17 protein-coding genes and 1 pseudogene are annotated in these 18785 nt (G+C 34.2%); 7 read left to right on the top strand and 11 right to left on the bottom strand.

Annotated features, from left to right (window positions below):
- Nucleotides 1-21 precede the first annotated feature (21 nt).
- Nucleotides 22-105, top strand: a pseudogene (locus R6U77_RS06255) (DUF3267 domain-containing protein); the annotation flags it as partial.
- A 95-nt stretch (nt 106-200) separates the two neighbouring features.
- Here R6U77_RS06255 and R6U77_RS06250 read toward each other — a convergent pair.
- From R6U77_RS06250 to R6U77_RS06240, 3 genes are all read right to left on the bottom strand, one after another.
- Nucleotides 201-671, bottom strand: a complete 471-nt coding sequence (locus R6U77_RS06250) for a peptide-methionine (S)-S-oxide reductase (protein WP_319837814.1) — start codon at nt 669-671, stop codon at nt 201-203.
- 60 nt (nt 672-731) lie between these two features.
- Complete coding sequence (locus R6U77_RS06245) at nt 732-1217, bottom strand: GyrI-like domain-containing protein (protein ID WP_319837813.1); 486 nt, start codon at nt 1215-1217, stop codon at nt 732-734.
- 107 nt (nt 1218-1324) lie between these two features.
- Nucleotides 1325-1786 (bottom strand): GyrI-like domain-containing protein, encoded by a 462-nt coding sequence (locus tag R6U77_RS06240; RefSeq protein WP_319837812.1) that lies wholly within the window; start codon nt 1784-1786, stop codon nt 1325-1327.
- A 311-nt stretch (nt 1787-2097) separates the two neighbouring features.
- Here R6U77_RS06240 and R6U77_RS06235 point away from each other — a divergent pair, with 311 nt between their 5' ends.
- Nucleotides 2098-2697 (top strand): nitroreductase family protein, encoded by a 600-nt coding sequence (locus tag R6U77_RS06235; protein WP_319837811.1) that lies wholly within the window; start codon nt 2098-2100, stop codon nt 2695-2697.
- Nucleotides 2698-2908: 211 nt separating this feature from the next.
- On the opposite strand, the gene R6U77_RS06230 is transcribed toward R6U77_RS06235, so the two are convergent.
- A complete protein-coding gene (locus R6U77_RS06230) occupies nt 2909-3289 on the bottom strand; it encodes a GNAT family N-acetyltransferase (RefSeq protein WP_319837810.1) in 381 nt (126 codons plus the stop codon).
- A gap of 644 nt (nt 3290-3933) precedes the next feature.
- The gene (locus R6U77_RS06225) at nt 3934-4284 is read right to left on the bottom strand and encodes a VOC family protein (protein ID WP_319837809.1); all 351 of its coding nucleotides are present in this window, start codon (nt 4282-4284) and stop codon (nt 3934-3936) included.
- Between the two features lie 422 nt (nt 4285-4706).
- Between R6U77_RS06225 and R6U77_RS06220 the strand changes: the two genes are divergently transcribed.
- The gene (locus R6U77_RS06220) at nt 4707-5561 is read left to right on the top strand and encodes a PhzF family phenazine biosynthesis protein (RefSeq protein WP_319837808.1); all 855 of its coding nucleotides are present in this window, start codon (nt 4707-4709) and stop codon (nt 5559-5561) included.
- A gap of 256 nt (nt 5562-5817) precedes the next feature.
- Here the strand turns inward: R6U77_RS06220 and R6U77_RS06215 are convergent, their stop codons facing one another.
- Both R6U77_RS06215 and R6U77_RS06210 read right to left on the bottom strand, forming a co-directional pair.
- Nucleotides 5818-6627: a nucleotidyltransferase gene (locus R6U77_RS06215; RefSeq protein WP_319837807.1), complete on the bottom strand. Its 810-nt coding sequence runs from the start codon at nt 6625-6627 to the stop codon at nt 5818-5820.
- A 657-nt stretch (nt 6628-7284) separates the two neighbouring features.
- Complete coding sequence (locus tag R6U77_RS06210) at nt 7285-9189, bottom strand: endonuclease MutS2 (protein ID WP_319837806.1); 1905 nt, start codon at nt 9187-9189, stop codon at nt 7285-7287.
- 649 nt (nt 9190-9838) lie between these two features.
- Between R6U77_RS06210 and R6U77_RS06205 the strand changes: the two genes are divergently transcribed.
- Nucleotides 9839-11266, top strand: a complete 1428-nt coding sequence (locus tag R6U77_RS06205) for a serine hydrolase domain-containing protein (RefSeq protein WP_319837805.1) — start codon at nt 9839-9841, stop codon at nt 11264-11266.
- A gap of 838 nt (nt 11267-12104) precedes the next feature.
- On the opposite strand, the gene R6U77_RS06200 is transcribed toward R6U77_RS06205, so the two are convergent.
- Nucleotides 12105-12728 (bottom strand): CPBP family intramembrane glutamic endopeptidase, encoded by a 624-nt coding sequence (locus tag R6U77_RS06200; RefSeq protein WP_319837804.1) that lies wholly within the window; start codon nt 12726-12728, stop codon nt 12105-12107.
- A gap of 189 nt (nt 12729-12917) precedes the next feature.
- Between R6U77_RS06200 and R6U77_RS06195 the strand changes: the two genes are divergently transcribed.
- Both R6U77_RS06195 and R6U77_RS06190 read left to right on the top strand, forming a co-directional pair.
- Entirely contained in the window at nt 12918-13358 is a 441-nt protein-coding gene (locus R6U77_RS06195) for a LytTR family DNA-binding domain-containing protein (protein ID WP_319837803.1), read from the top strand.
- Nucleotides 13359-13362: 4 nt separating this feature from the next.
- Nucleotides 13363-13800 (top strand): DUF3021 domain-containing protein, encoded by a 438-nt coding sequence (locus R6U77_RS06190; protein WP_319837802.1) that lies wholly within the window; start codon nt 13363-13365, stop codon nt 13798-13800.
- Between the two features lie 865 nt (nt 13801-14665).
- Here the strand turns inward: R6U77_RS06190 and R6U77_RS06185 are convergent.
- Nucleotides 14666-15073 (bottom strand): hypothetical protein, encoded by a 408-nt coding sequence (locus tag R6U77_RS06185; protein WP_319837801.1) that lies wholly within the window; start codon nt 15071-15073, stop codon nt 14666-14668.
- A 75-nt stretch (nt 15074-15148) separates the two neighbouring features.
- On the opposite strand from R6U77_RS06185, the gene R6U77_RS06180 reads away from it, so the two are divergent.
- Complete coding sequence (locus R6U77_RS06180) at nt 15149-15682, top strand: hypothetical protein (protein ID WP_319837800.1); 534 nt, start codon at nt 15149-15151, stop codon at nt 15680-15682.
- Between the two features lie 186 nt (nt 15683-15868).
- Here the strand turns inward: R6U77_RS06180 and glmS are convergent, their stop codons facing one another.
- Together glmS and R6U77_RS06170 are read right to left on the bottom strand one after the other, a co-directional pair.
- Complete coding sequence (gene glmS, locus R6U77_RS06175; RefSeq protein ID WP_293926988.1) at nt 15869-17671, bottom strand: glutamine--fructose-6-phosphate transaminase (isomerizing); 1803 nt, start codon at nt 17669-17671, stop codon at nt 15869-15871.
- Nucleotides 17672-18243: 572 nt separating this feature from the next.
- A complete protein-coding gene (locus R6U77_RS06170; RefSeq protein ID WP_293926986.1) occupies nt 18244-18768 on the bottom strand; it encodes a type 1 glutamine amidotransferase domain-containing protein in 525 nt (174 codons plus the stop codon).
- Nucleotides 18769-18785: the final 17 nt, after the last annotated feature.

The raw sequence follows: 18785 nt of genomic DNA, 5'->3' as shown, positions 1-18785 counted from the left end.
TCAGTGTAAACAAGATAGCGTAGCTCAGATATAATCAATTCATTGTTAATTGCAATTAGGCCGAAAAACTCTATTTTTTGCAAAGGATATTATCGAGTTAAATAAACGTTTAAAAATCTCAAACCTATCTATATATCTAATAGTAAGTTTGAGATTTTTTTCAGCTAATCTACTATGTTATTTTTATGAATCATTCGCGCTTATTTGTACTTATTCAATAGTTCTTCTGGAATATGACAATAATCATTTGGACATCTAGCTAGCCTATCCTGATGTTCCTCTGCACTTCTTATATAGTTGGTAAGTGGCAATATCTCAACAGCTATGCGGTCATAATCCTCTCTCTCACTAAGAAAATTCCTCGCCTCTTCTAAATGCTCAGTTTTTTCGCTATACACGCCTGTTCTATATTTCTCGCCAACATCTTGTCCTTGCTTGTTCAAGCTATATGGATCAATGATTTCAAAAAAATAACCCATTAGCTCTTTAATTGTAACAATAGTTGGATCAAAGCCTGTTTTTACACATTCGGCATAGCCATCATACTCTCCCTCAAGTGTTTGGCTTGTACCATTCGCTCTTCCTGCCTCTGTAAAATCAACACCAGGTAATGTTTTAATAAAAGCTTGAACTCCCCATAAACAGCCACCCGCAAAATATACAATCTCCATATTAATTAATGCCCTCTTTACTTATTAGTATCCTTTCTCGCATATTTAATTAAATATATATTACTTTTTTACAATCGGTATATAAATATCAAAATGTGGATCATTCGGATCACTATCAACATAGCAGTACTCATGTTTTATCGGCATATAAGGGTCGTAGTAATTTACATCAGCCTCTCTAAACACAGTGTAGTCACTAGTAAATAACCATTGATGCAAATTCGTATATGTCGTTTGTATATCTTCTCCTTTGTTATGTGTCGTCTTTACATAGATTAATTCAGGCACTCGTATTTCAATCATCCCATCAGGAATTTTTTGATTCTCACTCACTTCATACACTGCGTAATGTGCGAATCCATTTTCAATTACATGATAAGATAGACCTAATTGAATAGTTGGATTTACCACATTCTCTAGCTCATCGACACGGTCTCTAATTTGTTGAATAACGTTTTTTAAACTTGGTACAATTTCTGAGAATGTCCCTTCCCATTTTAATCCTATTGCCCTATAGGCTGGTAACGTTTTAATTTCGTAGCTCACTTTATTTCCTCCCTAGCTTTTAAAATTTGTAAATTCCTTTTAACAGCTTTCGCTATCGGTTCAATGGCTCTCCTTAATCTATCAATCATCATGTATACGGGCACACGTTATTCAATAGTATCTAACAAATCTACATCTACCTTTTCAGTATCCTTCCATTCGTAAAACCTTTCTAAATGCCATTTATTTTTCAGTCTTACATATTTATTGTCTTCAACCCACTTATGTAAGCCGTTATACGTTTCCCTTATTTCACTGTTAGAACCAGTATGTCTTAGAGCGGCATATCTTTGTGGAGGTATAGTTAGCGTCACCATATCAACTGGGACGTCCTCATATTCCTTTACTTCAACACTAACCCAGTAACCATCTTCATCGGGAGTTTGATTTTCTACAACAAATGCGCCAATTTGTATATCTGGATTAATTACCTGTTTAATTTCACCTATACGCTTGTCTAATATGAGCGATGCTTTAGGTATTTCAACTAAGTATTGGTCACCTGAACACAAAACACGAAAACCAACTAGTTTTAATTCATCAAGTTCTTGAATCATTATTTCCTTCATTTTTCATTCCCCCTTTAAATATCGTTATAATTTCTACAAAACACTAACAAATACCTTTCCGCCTTTATGGTAAATTACCAATCCTTGATTTAAACAAGGCGGTAATTTTATCTAACTACAGTTTTTTAATAGTATTTGAGCTTAGTTGTTGGCTATAGAAATTTAATTTTCATTGAATTGCCAAGGCAAACGTTGGTTATATTAATACAGGAGCGATTAAATTGTAGTAAACAGCTCATTAAACAAGAGATATTGGTTATCTAACAATTTAAAATAAAATTCCTTAAAGATGATTAGGAGGAAGCACAATTATGACAAAGGATTTCTACACTGTACTTAAAGAAAGACGTTCTTACTATTCAATTAATAAAGAGGTAAAAGTATCAGAACAAAGAATTAAAGAAATTGTAGAGTTTGCGGTGAAGTACACTCCATCAGCTTTCAACTCTCAAACTGCACGTTTAGTTGTATTAACAGGCGAGGCACATAATAAATTATGGGACATTACTACTGAAACATTAAGAAAAGCTGTGGGTAATGGCGATTTTTCAGGTACACAACAAAAAATGGATTCCTTCAAAGCAGGCTATGGAACTGTATTATTCTTTGAAGACGAGGCAATAGTTAAATCATTGCAAGAACAATTTGCTCTATATGCTGAAAACTTCCCAATCTGGTCAAACCAATCATCGGGTATGCACCAATTAGTCGTTTGGGCAGCATTAGAAGCAGAGGGCTTGGGAGCATCCTTACAACACTACAATCCACTAATCGATGATGAAGTGAAAAAAGAATGGAATATCCCTGATAATTGGAAGCTTATTGCACAAATGCCATTTGGTCATCCAACAGCTACACCAGACGAAAAACAATTCCAACCACTTGAAGAGCGTGTGAAATTTCACAAGTAATTAACCTAGTTTAGACTTTGATATCAAGTAAAAAATAGAAGTTCTATTTTTATGCTGAAATTTCCTATATTGACTTTATTTTTTATGATGCGCTACGTTCTTTTAGGCATAAATCCCCACCCTTTAGACAACTATAATCTACGGTGCAATTTTTACAAATGGTATGACGAATCACGCTTAAACACTTTCTACATAGTAATGCTAAATTCCATTATTCCCCTGACAAATTTTTAATGGACAGCATCGAATTATCCTGAATAATGCCTGTATCTATAAAGCCAAATGAAGCGTATAATTCTTTAGCTACAACATTATTTTTATGATAAAAGAGGGTTACATATTGTGCTGCTCCATATGGCATAGTTTCAATATCCATCAACATTTTTTCAAAAGCTAGTTTGCCATATCCTTTTCCCTGATAATTTTTGTCAATCATCATATGCCAAATAAAATAGCTCTGCTTCCCATAAAAAACTTCATTTTCAAATGATTCATGATCCAACGTATCATAAATATACATCAAAAATCCAACCATAACTTCATCAGCATAAATGGCAAGTGGCGTCGCTGGTATCCCATCTGCGTTCAACATATGAGCATCTGCAAAGCTTCTAAGGTTAGTCGTTTCTATAAAGTCTTCCTGATTCTTTCCAATTTCAAGTGCGATTACCTCAGCTATGTTATCTCCCGTTATCTTTCATAATTCAATCATTTTTCTATCTCTCCCCTTTGAGTACATTACTTGTATATAATAACATAAATATCCAATTTAAAATATCTCATATTAGAAATTTTAGAGGTGAGATGTTTGGATTGGAATACAAATTTAATGATAAAAAAGAGGTTTATAAGCTACTCTATGCCATTAAAACTTTCTCTGTTTTAAATTCACTAAATTGATTAAGTAATACATAAGTGAAATCAAAAATGATAGAAGGATAAGCATTACTGTACCAAATGCATAAATCGCCGTTTCAATATAATTACCACCATCAAACACATTAAAAAACATAACACACAGAATTGCACTAGCGAAAAAAGTTAGAAAAAATATACTTACATATTTCGACATATTATCCACCTCCACAAGCTAATGTTAGTATAACAGCAACTGTTGGGATGGAATAAAGTTTGATAAAATAAAGGTACAAACCTGTATTTAACAACCAACACAAAACTCCATTTTGAAAAAAGATTGATCATTTCAATGTGCTTTATTCCGCTAGTGCAACAGCTTTAACATTTGCAAACCATTAAATGGTTCCCATCAGGATCTTTGAAATTAAACCAATGATTATGCTCAATTTCTGTTGTTAATTCGACATTCTTCCTCTTCATATACTCATATGCTTGTTCTATATTATTTGTATTCAAATGAAAAGGTGGCGTTTTGAAAATATTATCCTCTGAATAAATCTTGCTATCCAATACAATTCCCGTTCCGTTCGTAGGTACTATATACAAATGACCAAATAATATTTCACCATCTGCTGATAAACCTAATATGTCACAATACCATTTACGAGCTTCTTCAATGTTGCTTACAGGAATAAACACAGTACCAACTTGATTTAAAATAGGATTCATAGATTACCTCCAAATTTAGCTATATAGGTTCAATTCGTCATGTATTAATTATTCCCTTTTTGTTGAACTATACTGAGTAAATTTGTGGTATAAAATCACTTTTTCTAAGTCTGTAGGTGATTTAATATAATCTTCTTTTGCCAAAAAATAGTTTGTCTCTTACTTGATAGAAAATGTATCCTGTATTAATAAATTCGTTTGCGACGAGTAACAGCAGGATCACTCCAATTCAAAATATTCGAGGACATCGAGATGTTTAAGTAGGGTATAAAAACTAAGGTTGAGGCCAACACGATGTTGGTCACATAAGCGTTTTCGCAGGATGAGGAAAACTCCCATTGATTGAAGGTTCACTTTATCCAATAACATTTATACGTAGTGCTTTCTATGCTACAATTTACTATAAGTGAGGAAGGTGTCTTATGAAAATATCCGTTTATGTTGCAAGCGCATTTAGCAAGGATCATAAAGGTGGAAATAAAGCCGGAGTGGTATTTATTGAGAATACATTGACCACTACTCAAAAAATGGCAATAGCCAAACAACTCGGCTATGCGGAAACTGCATTTATATCAGAATCTGAAATTGCTGATTATAAATTTGAGTACTTTACACCAAAAGAAGAAGTTGATTTATGTGGTCATGCAACAATTGGCGCTTTCGCGATATTGATGCATTTAAATAAACTTTTCAAGAATCGCTATACGATTGAAACGAACAGCGGTGTTCTTACTATTACCATAAAAGATGACATCATATTCATGGAACAAAACAAGCCGAAATTCTATGCTGTTGTATCTCCAAATGAGTTCATCGACTGTTTTGACATTAAAGCTATAGATAATAAATACCCAATTCAAATTGTCTCCACAGGCTTAAAAGATATTTTAACTCCTATAAAAAGCGAAACACAATTACATGCATTACAACCTAATTTTGAAAAAATTAAAGAAATCAGCAAGTATTATAATGTTGTCGGGATGCATCTGTATACTTTTAATGACAATCGAATTATATGCAGAAATTTTGCTCCACTATACGACATCAATGAAGAAGCAGCGACTGGCACTTCAAATGGTGCATTAGCTTGCTACCTTTATGAACAGCACTATTTGCAAAAAGAAGTATATGTATTTGAACAAGGTTATTCCTTACACTCACCTTCCGAAATATTAGTTAAATTAGAAGCCAATTGCAAGAATAAAATAGAAAAAGTTTATGTTGGCGGCAAAGGCTATTATTGTGAAACGAAGTGTTTAAATGTAGAAAGTCTTTAGTGAAAATAAAAAACACTGATTATTTCATCGAAAACATTGAATTTAGCTTTTATAAAACAGCTTGATTAAAAGCCAAGAAACCCTTAATTATAATATTGGCATTATTGCTATTTTATCAACTTTATAATATGTCAGCCCTTCTTCTATAGCTAAACTATCTATCAATGCTTTTCATATACCTAATCAAAAAATAGAGAGGTTATCCAAATTTCGGATACCCTCTCCTATTTATATGCATTAACTATCCCTTTACAATTTAAGGACGATTCGTTAAATAAGAATGTAATTTCTTTAGGAATGCTAAATTAATATCAAATTTGTAATCATCAACAAGTAAACAAGCTAATCCCTCAACTACATGCAGTGCATTTGAATAAGCATGATATAATTCTTCTTTATCCAACTTTGACGTAATTGAAGTATATTCACTGTATGCCTTTTTTGAAAGATCCTCTTCCAAGTTTTTTGTAGCGTTTAGCCAACGTTCTACGTTTTTTTCACGAATTCTAATCAATTGTAAAACGTATTTTTGAACATATGTTAGACATTCCAACGAACGTGCCATTTCCCCTCTTTTTAAAACATTTATACCCATTATCCATGCGTTAATAAAGTTATTAAAGGCAGAATTGACATTATCATTTGTCATTCTTTCTGGCCCTTCACCCTTTAGATAATCTAAACATACTTTTAATTTACCTGTTATATCATAAATAAACATGGATTCTGTGTCAGGGAAAACACCTGTCTCTTTAAATGTCTTAATAACTTCAATCTCAGATTCAGACAGAAAATGAAACTCTCCTCTAATTAAATTGGAAAACACGACAACTTCTGACCCAAACTCATTCATGAAGTGTAAATCATATGGAGCAATATCTCTCATCCAGTCAGAAGACTCAAATTGTTCAATTTCTGTAGTCTTTAAAAAGATGTAGAACTCAACATCCGAATATTGATCCCCTTCACCTTTTGTAAACGATCCATACATCATACACGCAGAAATACGAGGATCCTTTTCACACTTCTCTTTAATTATATTTATTAATTTTTCCTGTAATAGCATATACAAAATAACCTCCTATATTTTTAAAATTATAGAGAGTTTTGCATATCCACCACTGGACAACATGAGCAACACATATCTAATGCTCCTTTCCTTTACAACGAAATAATCATATCAAATTTATTAACATACGACAATTATACTTATCTTAGATTACTTTCCTTGCTTAAATAAGGAGAACTATATTTACTTATCGAAACATAGGCTCCTTTGATCCAATAGAAAAAGGCTGTTATAGTAGCAACCAATTCCAGCACTAATAATGCTAATAAGACAAGTATCCACCACGGCTTAATAGAACTCTTTCAAAGTAATTTTTATATCCCCATGACTTAATAATAATTCGTACGAGTGTTTTTTCTGATTTAAAGCTCTTTTCCTTAGTTCTAACAATGGCAATACTTGCGTAGACAAAATTGGTTTCGCCTTTTGTTCCTTTACTTTTTGATTTAATGCCATTAACTCTTGAATCACTTGAAGCTTGCGTCCTTTGGATTCATTCAAGTTAATCTATTAAGAATTTGAATATAATCGATATAAGAAGTGTGCCAATGCAGCCGTTCTTAATTACATTTAACCGAATGCACAGTACCCTTTCTTTTCCCAATATCATATGCTTTGTTCGACATCTGCTAGTAGAAGCTCCACTTCAGACAACTATTCTTGTTTTCTGTTTCTTATTTCCTTTTGAACCTTTCGCAGTGCCTTTTTCGAGCCCCTCTTCAAATCATGCTCTAGCTTTCTATCTTGGTAGCTGGTAAATAAGGTGTTTACATCATACCCTTCAGGATATAATTGCGTTGCTTTAATGTCCAATTCAATCCGCCTAATATTTACTTCCAATATTTCATCTTTATAGAACAGTTTAATGTTATTAAATTTATCTTTTGGCTCAAAGACAATTGCATAATCATCCTGGCTGATTAACTTTACCCGATCACCTATTTCATAATGATATACCTCTAATAGTTGCTCCACTTCATGAACCGGTTTTTTTATTTTGTTTTCTCTTATTGTTTCCAGATTATAATTTTTATTTTCTATATACAATTGAGCCCGATTCAATACACTTTCACGAATATTCATCTTACTTGAAATCCAAAGTGCATTACTCTCACCTGATTTTCCTATTAATAGCTTATACATCGGCTTCAATTCAGCACTATTAAATAACATGGCCGCATTCATAAAGTCAGCGTGCATTTCAGAATACCGTTTAATTTCCCCATAATGAGTTGTTGCAATTGTAATACATCCCATATGATAAAACTCTTCCAAAATGGCGATTGCTAAAGCAGCACCTTCATTTGGCTCCGTTCCACTTCCAATTTCATCAAATAAAAGCAGCGTATTATTAGTAGCAACACTCATGATTTCTGAAATATTCTTCATATGGGAAGAGAAAGTACTTAGGGCATTCTCTATACTTTGATTATCCCCAATATCAACAAACAGGTGATCAAAGATGGCAATTTCGGTTCCTTGTTTCGCCATAATATGAAACCCTGACATAACGGCTAAAGTTAAAATACCAATGGTCTTTAATACGACGGTTTTCCCACCCGCATTAGGCCCTGTAATAACCAAGCTTCTATAATCTTTACCGATTTCAAAATCCAATGGAACAATGCTACCCTCTAATAATGGATGTCTACTATTAACTAATTTTATATATCCATAATTATTAATCTTCGGTTCAATAGCATCAGTACTTTTACTATACTTAGCTTTCGCAAAAATCATGTCGTACTGACTGATGCATTCAATATTAATCCCTATTTCATGAAGTGATTCATGAATTGCTCCAGTCAACGTTGCTAATATTTGATACTCCTCAACTGCTTCTTCTGATTTCAAACTTAATAATTCCACATTCAGTTTCGTGACAACCTCAGGTTCAATGAATACTGTAGACCCTTTAGAGGATGTTTCAATAATCGTTCCGGCTACATGATTCTTAAAGGAGGCTTTAATTGGAATCGTAAAACGATCATCTTTCTTACTAATATAAGATTCTTGGATATATTCTTTATTGGCTCCATTTTTCAAAAACTTATTCAAACGTTCTTCAATTTTCTCTTCTGTTTTAGCAATCTGATTCCTTATTCGCCTTAACTCTTTACTAGCCTCTGAATCAACTCGATTTCCTCTAATTGCAAATAAGATGTTCTCTTCAATATTTCGAAATTCAGTCATAGAAAGTGCATAGGTGTAAAGTACAGGCGCAAAAAATTCTTTATCTGCCATAAATTTTTTGATTTTTCTACAACCTCTTAAAAAATCAGAAATTGCAAGTAATTCTGTTGGTGTTAATATCATACCTTTTTCTAATTTTCTAATATGGCTTGTTATATTGGAAATGCCGATTAATGGCAAGTGCTTTTCAGCATCCAACAACTTTCGGGCCTCACTTGTTTCATTTAAACGATTAAGAACAACTTTTAAATTCGAGCTTGGCTGTAGTCTTTCTATTAATTCTTTACCTAAGCTGCTAACACAGTGATTTTTAACTTGATTTTTTAATTCATGATATTGTAATTTTTCAAAGGTCATATTATTCATTTTATCTTCCTCATTCCAAATAAAATAAGCCCGCTAAAGCCTTCCCTGCCTTCCAATTTGGACAACCAAATTGGACAGAAAGCTTCCGCGGGCATCACCTTGTCAAAAACAAGGCCACATCTCGAACAAGCATGAATAAACAAGACCTAAATAAATTAAGCATGGATGGATAGAATCCACCTTCAAAGCCTAATGTCTTACATTCTACGCTAAACGAATATATGGAAATGGAAGCAGTCTGATAGTAGGTATTCAAAAATGTTCAAGTAACATATTTGAAAAAAGGCATCCTTAATAAACTGGCATCGACCAGAAAATAAACACCTTATTCAACTAATAACAATTAGTTGATACCTACTACGGACATACTTCACCACACCTTTTTATAATATGAGAACAAATATAGCATGGAAAAACAGTTTCGTCAAACAGCATATTTAAGTTTGGTTTTTATAAAAAATTGATTATTTTCTACCTGTGTTGCTCCACAATCGTTTTTCTTATTGAACTAACGCATCTGTTCGTTAAGTGTAACTCTTCACAATTACCTGATATTATATAGGTGAATAGAAAGATAAATTATAATTCAGGAGTTGTAAAAGTAAGTTGTTTATATTATTCTCTTATAATTTTTTAAAAAGGAGAGTTTATGAAAAAAATTATTGTTTTTGTATTAACGATATTTATATTATTCTCAGGATTCACAACACAAAGTTATGCGTTGTCAGATTCGAAATCTGCGGCAATACAAGCGTTGCTAGATGATGCCTCTCGCATATCAGGTGTGCCAGGAATGTCAATCTCAATACTTGCTGATGATGAAGTATTCTACTTTTCTTCAGGGTATGCTGACCGTGAAAAGGAGTTGTCTGCAAGTGAAAATACACTCTATGAGTTAGCCTCGGTCAGTAAAGCTTTTACCGGTATAGGTATTTTGCTATTGGAAGAGCAAGGGCTGCTCTCAATGACTGACCCTGTCCAAAAATATTTACCTTGGTTTACGTTAAAGTATCAAGGGAACCCTGTTGATATGCAAAGCCTTACACTAAATAACTTTCTTCACCATACCAGTGGTCTAACAAATATTAGGCATCTTCAAAATATTCCACAAGGCAATACACCAGATATGTTGCAAAAGACTGTGGAAATGCTTGTAGATGCCGAATTGGAGTTCCCTCCCGGTCAACAGTATAACTATGGAACCGTTAATTATGATGTATTGGGTTTGGTTATTGAAATTGTGTCGCGACAAAGCTATGAAGACTTTATGAGGGAACAGGTATTTCAGCCGTTAGGTCTTCACCAGACGTATGTTTATAAAGAAGATGCTCAAGCCACTGGACAGTTGGCACAGGGCTACCGTTCTTCCTTTTTTATGACAACTCCATTTGAAGCTCCAGATTATGCTGGGAATAAACCCGCAGGCTACATCATTTCTAATACAAAAGATATGGCGCGTTGGATGGGCATACAGATGGGTATTGTGCAGAACATACCTGAAATATTTCACACAGTTATTGAAAAATCACATAAGGGTGATATGTCTGTTTCAGCTGTCAACGATATGTATTATGCGGCAGGCTGGTCAGTAAACGCCAACCAAACAATTATAGAGCACACTGGGAGCAATCCAAATTTCAGAACCCAAGTAGCTATACTGCTAAATGAACAAACAGCCATCTGCTTGCTGAGCAACGGCACAAATACCAATATAAACCTGGTACTAAAGGTTAAAGATATATTAGATGGCAACCTAACTCAGTCATATGAAATAAGCGGCACACAGCGTTTGGATATCATTTTGTCATCTATTACTATTATTCTTTGCCTATTGGCCGTTCTACTATTTCTCATAGGATTACGCAGAAGGAAAACGAATGAGCGGCAGCCAATGACAAAAAAGAGAATAATCATAACAGCTATTTTCCTGATTGCAACGATTGCCTTAGGTACCCTGTGCTGTGCTTTCGATTGGTCAACGATACTTATTTGGCAAACATATAGTGTTCTTACCGCATTGATTTCGTCAGTATTACTAACAGCAAGCATTACATGGTTTGTATACACTCATCGATAAAATATCTCGCTCCTTAATGTTATTTCAATTTATAGGTATGCTTAATTTGAAAAGCATAAGACACTTCAGTGTCCTTTTTAATATCATCGGCAATTTTCCCAGTCAAACCTAATTACTATTGCTTCCACTAACCTACTCCGTTCGTGAAATAAGGATTTTTAAACAACAATATTTTTTACACAAGCGTCGTTAGGTAACATTTCTTAAAAGGCTGTCACTCAACAATCTAGCCCGATTGTTGAATAAGGGGAAATTCTATATATAACAAGATTTTTTTATCAAATTTTTATAAATTATCATTCTAAGATTTTAAAAAACAGCTCATCTTTTTATAAACGATACAGCTTTGTTTTAAAGATACAAAAGGAAGATGGTCTTGCTCTTTTAGACATAAAAGCCCTCCTTTGAATTACTATAATCCAGAGGGGCAAAATGGTACGACTGTATTGTAGGTTTGGAATAAAGATTGATCAAAAACATGCTGCGAACATTGATTTCATATCAAAAGTAACCCACTTACGTTGAACAAAGTTTGATCAAAATAAGTGGGTTTTATTATGGCATAGATTTAGTTTTTATAAAAAAGTTTGATCATTTTTGTAATCCTTATTCCATTATAGCGCCCGATTGTTGAAAATCCTTATCCGACTAAAGCATCCCATAGTTGAAGGACTTAGATTATACAACTGAGCCTCATAGATGAAAGACTATGAACCTCACTCTCATAGGTTCTAAAAAACCATCAAATTTGCTAACAGTAGTATATTAACTTACCTTTTTCCCATAAAGTTATTTATTTTTAAGGAGAAATTATTCAACATCCCCCTCAATTATTACTTTATACTTTTTTTATTTGCCATTTCCTTGAAATGGCAGAAAGCATTAACCATGGCTCTATTATCATATTGATTAAAACATGGGCTATAATAGGTGCAAGGGTGCTCCTTCCAGTATAAATGTAGAGCATAGCAAGAAGACAACCTAAGATCGTAGTTGAAAGAATGGCTGGAAGTGCAATTTTTATCTCTCCTCGCAATAATACCCATGCACCATGTACAATCCCAAACGTAATTCCCGAGATTAATACTTGTGAAAGATATGGCAATCCAATAGATAATAAATAATCCATGAGCAAATGTCTAAATACAACTTCCTCTACTATTCCACTTACAATAGCAGCCCATATACCAATTAATTTAAGCCAAGAAAATGTTAATAAATTTCTTTTCACATAAGGTATGGCAAACATTGTATAGGAAATATACCCTATAACAATTAATAAGGTGAAAAACCACATAGGTAAATTAAGTAACATTTCTGGGGAATATCCTAATCCATTCTCAATAAACCTCTTAGGATTATTTATATACCAATATATAATACTTATTGTAAACATACTTGATATGCTTACTAATATCCATCCCGTCTTAATTTGGTCTTTTAGCGTTGTTACCTCGTTCATACTAACTGCCTCCTTGAGTTATATTTTTTAAATTACTTTTGTTAAAGCCAAATATAACGACATAAAAGTTTAGCAACAATACTTTACGAGTAACATGTCTTTATTGTTAGGTGAAATGCTTTTTATTACATATAACCTGCATTATTCGAATCGTAATCTATGCTATATTTTTAGGGAGAGGTGATAGAGATGAAGATAGAAATAAAAATTGATACACAAATAAATGAACCCTATATAACAATCTGCGTGTCCAAATTGACACCAGCTATTCAGGCTGCAATCTCACTCTTACAACAAGAACATGAACAAATTTTAACAGGGACTGCAAACAATAAAGTACATATTATCGAACCTCATACTGTAATTGTTATTAGAACAGAAGGAAAAGAATTAGTACTATATAGTGACGATGGTAAACGTGTTATTATGAGTAAACCTTTATATGAGTTAGAACAGCAGCTAGGTGATGATTTTATCCGGATTTCTAAATCAGCAATAATTAATCTTAGAAAAATCAGAAATATTGAAGCTTCCTTTAATGGAACAATGGAAATTGAACTTACTTTAGGGATAAAAGAAGTGATTTCTCGTAATTATAAAAAAACATTTAAAGAGCGTTTGGGGGTATAGTTACATGAACATTTTCAAGAGTTTAGGGTTCGGTCTAAGTATGGGATGTACAGTTTTTGTTATTGTTAATCTTATTGGTTATTGGATTAAAGGAGATTTGTTTTTATATGCTGTTATGGCTACTTTTCCTCAACAAGTATTAGGATCAATTATTGTTGGAATTGCTTGTATACTCCCTTCATACATCTATAGAATAGAACGTTTAACATTCTTACAACAAAGTGCTTGTCATTTTTCTTTAGCTATAGGTACCTTTATAGTTGTTGCCTTTTCTTTAAAATGGATCCCTACCTTTTCGATAAAACTAACTATCCTATTGTTGCTATTTAATGTATTAATTTTTGCATTTGTTTGGCTGTTATTTTATTTTTATAGTCAAACGGAAGTAAATAAAATGAAGAAGAAAATTATTGAGCATAAAGACAGTAGTAATAATCAATAGTATTCTTTCATAGAAATTCAATAATTCAAGAGGCTAGTTAACAAAATAAGCCTCTTTTACAATTATCACTGTATGAACCAAACATTCTTCAACTAAACTGCCCCGTTAGCTTAAGCACATTGTTTCACAAACTCACATCAAGATTAACATAAAATCTCATATTTAATTTAGAAGTGTTATTCAATTAAATGGCCCGAATGTGGAATAGAAAAAGATCCTGCATATCAATACAGGATCTTTAATCAATCTTAATTTTAAATAATCGAACTTTGTTATAAATGATCAATCTTTTTTATAAAGCTACATTATTTGTTGGTTTGGAATAAAGTTTGATTAAAAGTGCAACCTAGTTGCTGATTGTATCGTCTGAGCATCCAATGTGTTTAAAAAAAAGATTGCTCAAAAGATATCACTTTGTTTTTGGAGTCGAGTGGGTTTTTGTAAAAAAGATTAATCAAAATCGCTAGAAAAATGAATGAAGATAATGTTTTGTACTATTGCTTTTCATCGCAATTTTTTTGTAATCAGCGGTAGTTTTCTCTAACCCCTCCTTAACTAGCTGATGCTATTTGATATTTCTCTTCAAACGCATGATAAATCTCCTAATTCAAAACACTATTTCTGTTATTATAAAAAAACCAGCAGTAATTTTGCCCTTGTATCTTTAGATAGTCATATATTTTTTTCGACATAAAAATAATCATTTAGATAATCTTGTATCAAGAGGTGAACAGTGTAACTTTATTTAAAATATTCCTTTCACTTTTAGGCATTAGACCGGGATAAAATGTATATAAATATAAAAAAGCCCTTAAAGGAAATTTTAGGGGCTTTAAAATAACAGCTTTTTTAAACTTTTACACAATCACCAAAGTTGAATGGTCCCCCCACCTTGGCACCTTGTATCATTTCCACCTTCACACGCGCCTGTTAAATAATAATAACCACTTTCTTTTACCGTATAGAAACCATAGTCCATTCCTTCTCTAGCAGCAAATTTCATCTCACCAACCTGTACACCACCTTTAGAAATATAAAAGGCTACATGCATTATTCCAGGTTTATCATTCTCCCATGAATAATATATTGTTTCTCCTTGTGTGAAATACACAGAACTAGAGGAAGCATACATAGCTTGACCATATTGTAATTTAGCATCAGCACATCGAGGTGTACCAGCGCATGCGAAATATGCTTCAGCTTCTGGTAAATTAGCAGTGAAACTACAAATAACTAATAGAGATAAAGTTAAAAATTTTAATATTTTTTTCATCGTACCCCTCCAAATATTTAATAGTTTTAATATAGATTCTGTATTTTTTTCAAAAATCCTCTAATTTTAAAGGAGATGTTTAAAATAAAAAAAATTGGGTTATTTTTATTTTCCATTTGCCTCTTATTTATCTTTTTAATTAATTCTTCGTTTGCGAATGAATACAAATTCGAGAAAAACTTGCTCGATATAGGTTACAAGGAAATTGACAAAGCTATTGCTGAAGCTGAAACATACTTTCAACGAACTATTAAGCTCCCCAAAAAAGTTCCAGGATTAGAGTTTACACATATTTTTGGTAGATTTATTAGTTTAGATGCAACCCCAAACACCTATCTTGAAATTAAATATATAAACCAAGATTCACCAGAAAAGCATTATAAAATTGAAATACGACCAATAAAACATAAGATTCCTATAAATGATACCCACATTACTCAACTGCTAAAATTACATGATGGAAGCGATGTAATTTATAGCACAAAAATTCAAGGGTTCAATATCCTTATTTTCGAAAAAAATGAATGGCAATACATTCTATCACTTGACCAAAGAGTTTCTCAACAAGCTGCTGAATTGCTTTTAAAGATTGCTAATTCAGTAGAATAAATATCCTCCAATACTAGAATCTAGACCTTTCTTAATCCATTTTTCAACTTTAGATGTTCTTGCTCTTTTAGACATAAAAACACCCCTTTAGAAAACTATAATCTAAGGGGTGTTTCATCGCATCTTTTTTATAAACATCGTGACTTTATTTCAAATCTACAATGACTTTATTCCAAATCCAAAACCCTACTCCACCGTAACACTCTTAGCTAAGTTACGTGGTTTATCCACGTCACAGCGGCGGTGTAGTGCTGCGTAGTAGCTGATTAACTGTAGTGGCACAACGCTTACCAGTGGTGTTAGTAATGGGTGTACGCGTGGCAGGACAAGGCGGTCGCCTTCTTCCTCTAAGCCTTCGCTTGCGATGATGCAGGCGTGAGCTCCGCGTGCTACAACTTCCTTTACGTTACCGCGGATATTAAGGGCTACTTGCTCCTGTGTTACTAATGCAAAGACAGGTGTGCCTTCTTCGATTAAAGCGATTGTACCGTGCTTTAATTCGCCACCAGCGAAGCCTTCTGCTTGGATGTAAGAGATTTCTTTTAGCTTTAAAGCTCCTTCTAGGCTGACGCAGAAGTCTAGGTTGCGTCCAATGAAGAAGGCGTTGCGAGCGATTTTTAAGTAGTCTTCTGCAATTTGCTCCATTGCTTCTTTTGAGTCGATAATTGCTGCAATTGCTGTTGCTGCGATTGCTAGCTCTTGCTTTAGGTCGAAGTCAACGGCATTGCCGCGTGCTTTGCCTGCTACGTATGCGGCTACTGCTAATACAGCTAGCTGCGCTACATATGCTTTTGTTGAAGCTACAGCGATTTCTGGACCTGCGTGTAACAGTAGCGTGTAATCTGCTTCACGCGATAGTGTTGAGCCTTGTACGTTTGTAATTGTAAGTGCTGGGTAGCCCATTTCCTTTACTTTCACTAATACTTGACGGCTATCTGCTGTTTCGCCAGATTGTGAAAGGAAGATGAATAAAGGCTTTTCTGAAAGCAATGGCATATTGTAGCCAAATTCACTTGAAATATGCACTTCGACAGGAATTTGAGCCATTTTTTCGAAATAGGATTTACCAACAAGACCTGAGTGATAGCTTGTGCCTGCTGCAATAATGTAAAGGCGATCTGCCGCATTTAGTGCAGTTAAAATTTCCTCATCGATTGCTAGCTCGCCGTCTACCTCATATGCTTGGATAATTTTACGCACGACATTTGGCTGTTCATCCATTTCCTTTAGCATATAGTGTGGGTACGTGCCTTTTTCAATGTCGCTCATATCTAGCTCTGCTGTGTATGGTGCGCGCTCTACGATACGACCATCTAGCTTTGAGATTTCTACGCTATCACGACGTACAACAACAATTTCTTTATCATGTAATTCAATGAATTGGTCTGTTACTTGTAGCATTGCCATCGCATCAGATGCTACGACATTGAAGTCTTCCCCAACGCCAACAAGCAATGGTGATTTATTTTTTGCTACATAAATAGTGCCTGCATCTTCATTATCTAATAGAGCTAATGCATATGAGCCGTGCACTAAAGATAATGTTTTACGGAAAGCCTCTACTGTTGATAGGCCCTCTTCCTTTACGAATAGCTCGATTAACTGTACAAGCACCTCTGTATCTGTATCAGATTGCATTTGAATGCCTTTTAAATAAGCTTTTTGCAATAAATGATAGTTTTCAATAACACCATTGTGCACTAGTGTGAAGCGACCGTTTGCACTTTGGTGCGGGTGCGCATTGCGGCGATTTGGAACACCATGTGTTGCCCAACGTGTATGACCGATACCAACCGTCGATACAACGTCTTCATCCACTGCCTTGCGTAAATCAGCAATGCGACCTTTTTCTTTAAATACTGTGATACCCTCTTCATTGTGAACTGCAATACCAGCTGAATCATAGCCACGGTATTCTAATTTCTCTAACCCTTTTAATAAAATTTCCTTTGCATCTAAAAATCCATTATATCCAACAATTCCACACATCGTATATTTCCTCCAAGTCGTTTCGAGGACAACACTACGATTTGCAATCTAAAATCAATATTTATTTTTTATCGAGGTAAAAGGCAATACGAAATAGACTACAAATCAATGCCTTTTTTGCCTATGGCTGCTCTGTTTAACAGACGCATTGGCGGTAAGGCTTTGTAGTTTTGTACTCGTTATTTGATGCCGATTCGTTCCTCTGTACAGAAAATCGCTTTCCTGCTTTAAAACGAATATGACGACTGGGCATTGTCAATCGGGAGGTATCCGCCGAATTTTCGATAAACCTCCACCTCGTCAACTAAGGATGATATCCGCTCTATTTCCTTAGCTCAGGCGCTATAATTGTTTTCCTTTAAATTTATAGTGCGCACTATCTTTCCTCCTTTATGGCGCATGCAATAAGCTTTTTTATCATACAAAAAATATCACAGTTCGTCAATCGTCTGCACACTTATCTCAAATATACTAAAGTGTGGTTGTGTCAGGATTTTGAACTTTTGCCCAATCATAATTGACGAAGTTGGTTAAAAAAATCTGTAGACGATGCATCGCCTACAGATACTTTATTATAGTCCCTTTTCCTGTAAAAGGTTCACAATTTCTCGATTAAATGCTGGTAAATCTTTCGGTGTTCTACTTGTTACAAGTTGCTTTTGACAAACAAATACTTCCTCATCATGGAATTTTGCGCCTGCATATTCTAGGTCTACCTTGATGGATTTATAGCCTGTCGTATCGCGTCCCTCTAACGATTTTGCAGTAATTAATAGCTGGGGGCCGTGACAAATAGCGAATACAGGCTTCATTTCATCCATAAAATGCTTCGCAAACGCTACAACGCGATCATCATCTCGCAGCAAATCTGGGGAGAAGCCGCCAGGAATTAATAAGGCATCAAAATCGGCTGGATTCACTTCAGCTACACCGTAGTCAATTTTAACAGTAGCCTCTCCTTGCTTCCCTGTCACTGTTTTATTGCCTTCTTTATCAATGTTAATGACTGTATGCCCTGCATTTTCTAACGCTTCTTTCGGGCTCGTGTACTCGCTGTCTTCAAACTTGTCCGTAATTAATGTTGCTATTTTTGCCATTTCATTACACTCCTTTG

The sequence above is a fragment of the Lysinibacillus louembei genome (assembly GCF_033880585.1).
GTDB lineage: Bacteria > Bacillota > Bacilli > Bacillales_A > Planococcaceae > Metasolibacillus > Metasolibacillus louembei.
Note: the sequence above shows the minus strand (reverse complement) of the source record. Positions and strands in the feature narration are given on the sequence as shown.

Coding starts and splice junctions, on each gene's coding strand:
- R6U77_RS06210 (WP_319837806.1), bottom strand. CDS start 9,189: ATGAATAATATGACCTTTGAAAAATTACAATATCATGAATTAAAAAAT.
- R6U77_RS06170 (WP_293926986.1), bottom strand. CDS start 18,768: ATGGCAAAAATAGCAACATTAATTACGGACAAGTTTGAAGACAGCGAG.
- R6U77_RS06195 (WP_319837803.1), top strand. CDS start 12,918: ATGAAGATAGAAATAAAAATTGATACACAAATAAATGAACCCTATATA.
- R6U77_RS06240 (WP_319837812.1), bottom strand. CDS start 1,786: ATGAAGGAAATAATGATTCAAGAACTTGATGAATTAAAACTAGTTGGT.
- R6U77_RS06235 (WP_319837811.1), top strand. CDS start 2,098: ATGACAAAGGATTTCTACACTGTACTTAAAGAAAGACGTTCTTACTAT.
- R6U77_RS06190 (WP_319837802.1), top strand. CDS start 13,363: ATGAACATTTTCAAGAGTTTAGGGTTCGGTCTAAGTATGGGATGTACA.
- R6U77_RS06185 (WP_319837801.1), bottom strand. CDS start 15,073: ATGAAAAAAATATTAAAATTTTTAACTTTATCTCTATTAGTTATTTGT.
- R6U77_RS06220 (WP_319837808.1), top strand. CDS start 4,707: ATGAAAATATCCGTTTATGTTGCAAGCGCATTTAGCAAGGATCATAAA.
- R6U77_RS06250 (WP_319837814.1), bottom strand. CDS start 671: ATGGAGATTGTATATTTTGCGGGTGGCTGTTTATGGGGAGTTCAAGCT.
- R6U77_RS06205 (WP_319837805.1), top strand. CDS start 9,839: ATGAAAAAAATTATTGTTTTTGTATTAACGATATTTATATTATTCTCA.
- R6U77_RS06180 (WP_319837800.1), top strand. CDS start 15,149: ATGTTTAAAATAAAAAAAATTGGGTTATTTTTATTTTCCATTTGCCTC.
- R6U77_RS06215 (WP_319837807.1), bottom strand. CDS start 6,627: ATGCTATTACAGGAAAAATTAATAAATATAATTAAAGAGAAGTGTGAA.
- glmS (WP_293926988.1), bottom strand. CDS start 17,671: ATGTGTGGAATTGTTGGATATAATGGATTTTTAGATGCAAAGGAAATT.
- R6U77_RS06200 (WP_319837804.1), bottom strand. CDS start 12,728: ATGAACGAGGTAACAACGCTAAAAGACCAAATTAAGACGGGATGGATA.
- R6U77_RS06225 (WP_319837809.1), bottom strand. CDS start 4,284: ATGAATCCTATTTTAAATCAAGTTGGTACTGTGTTTATTCCTGTAAGC.
- R6U77_RS06230 (WP_319837810.1), bottom strand. CDS start 3,289: ATGTTGAACGCAGATGGGATACCAGCGACGCCACTTGCCATTTATGCT.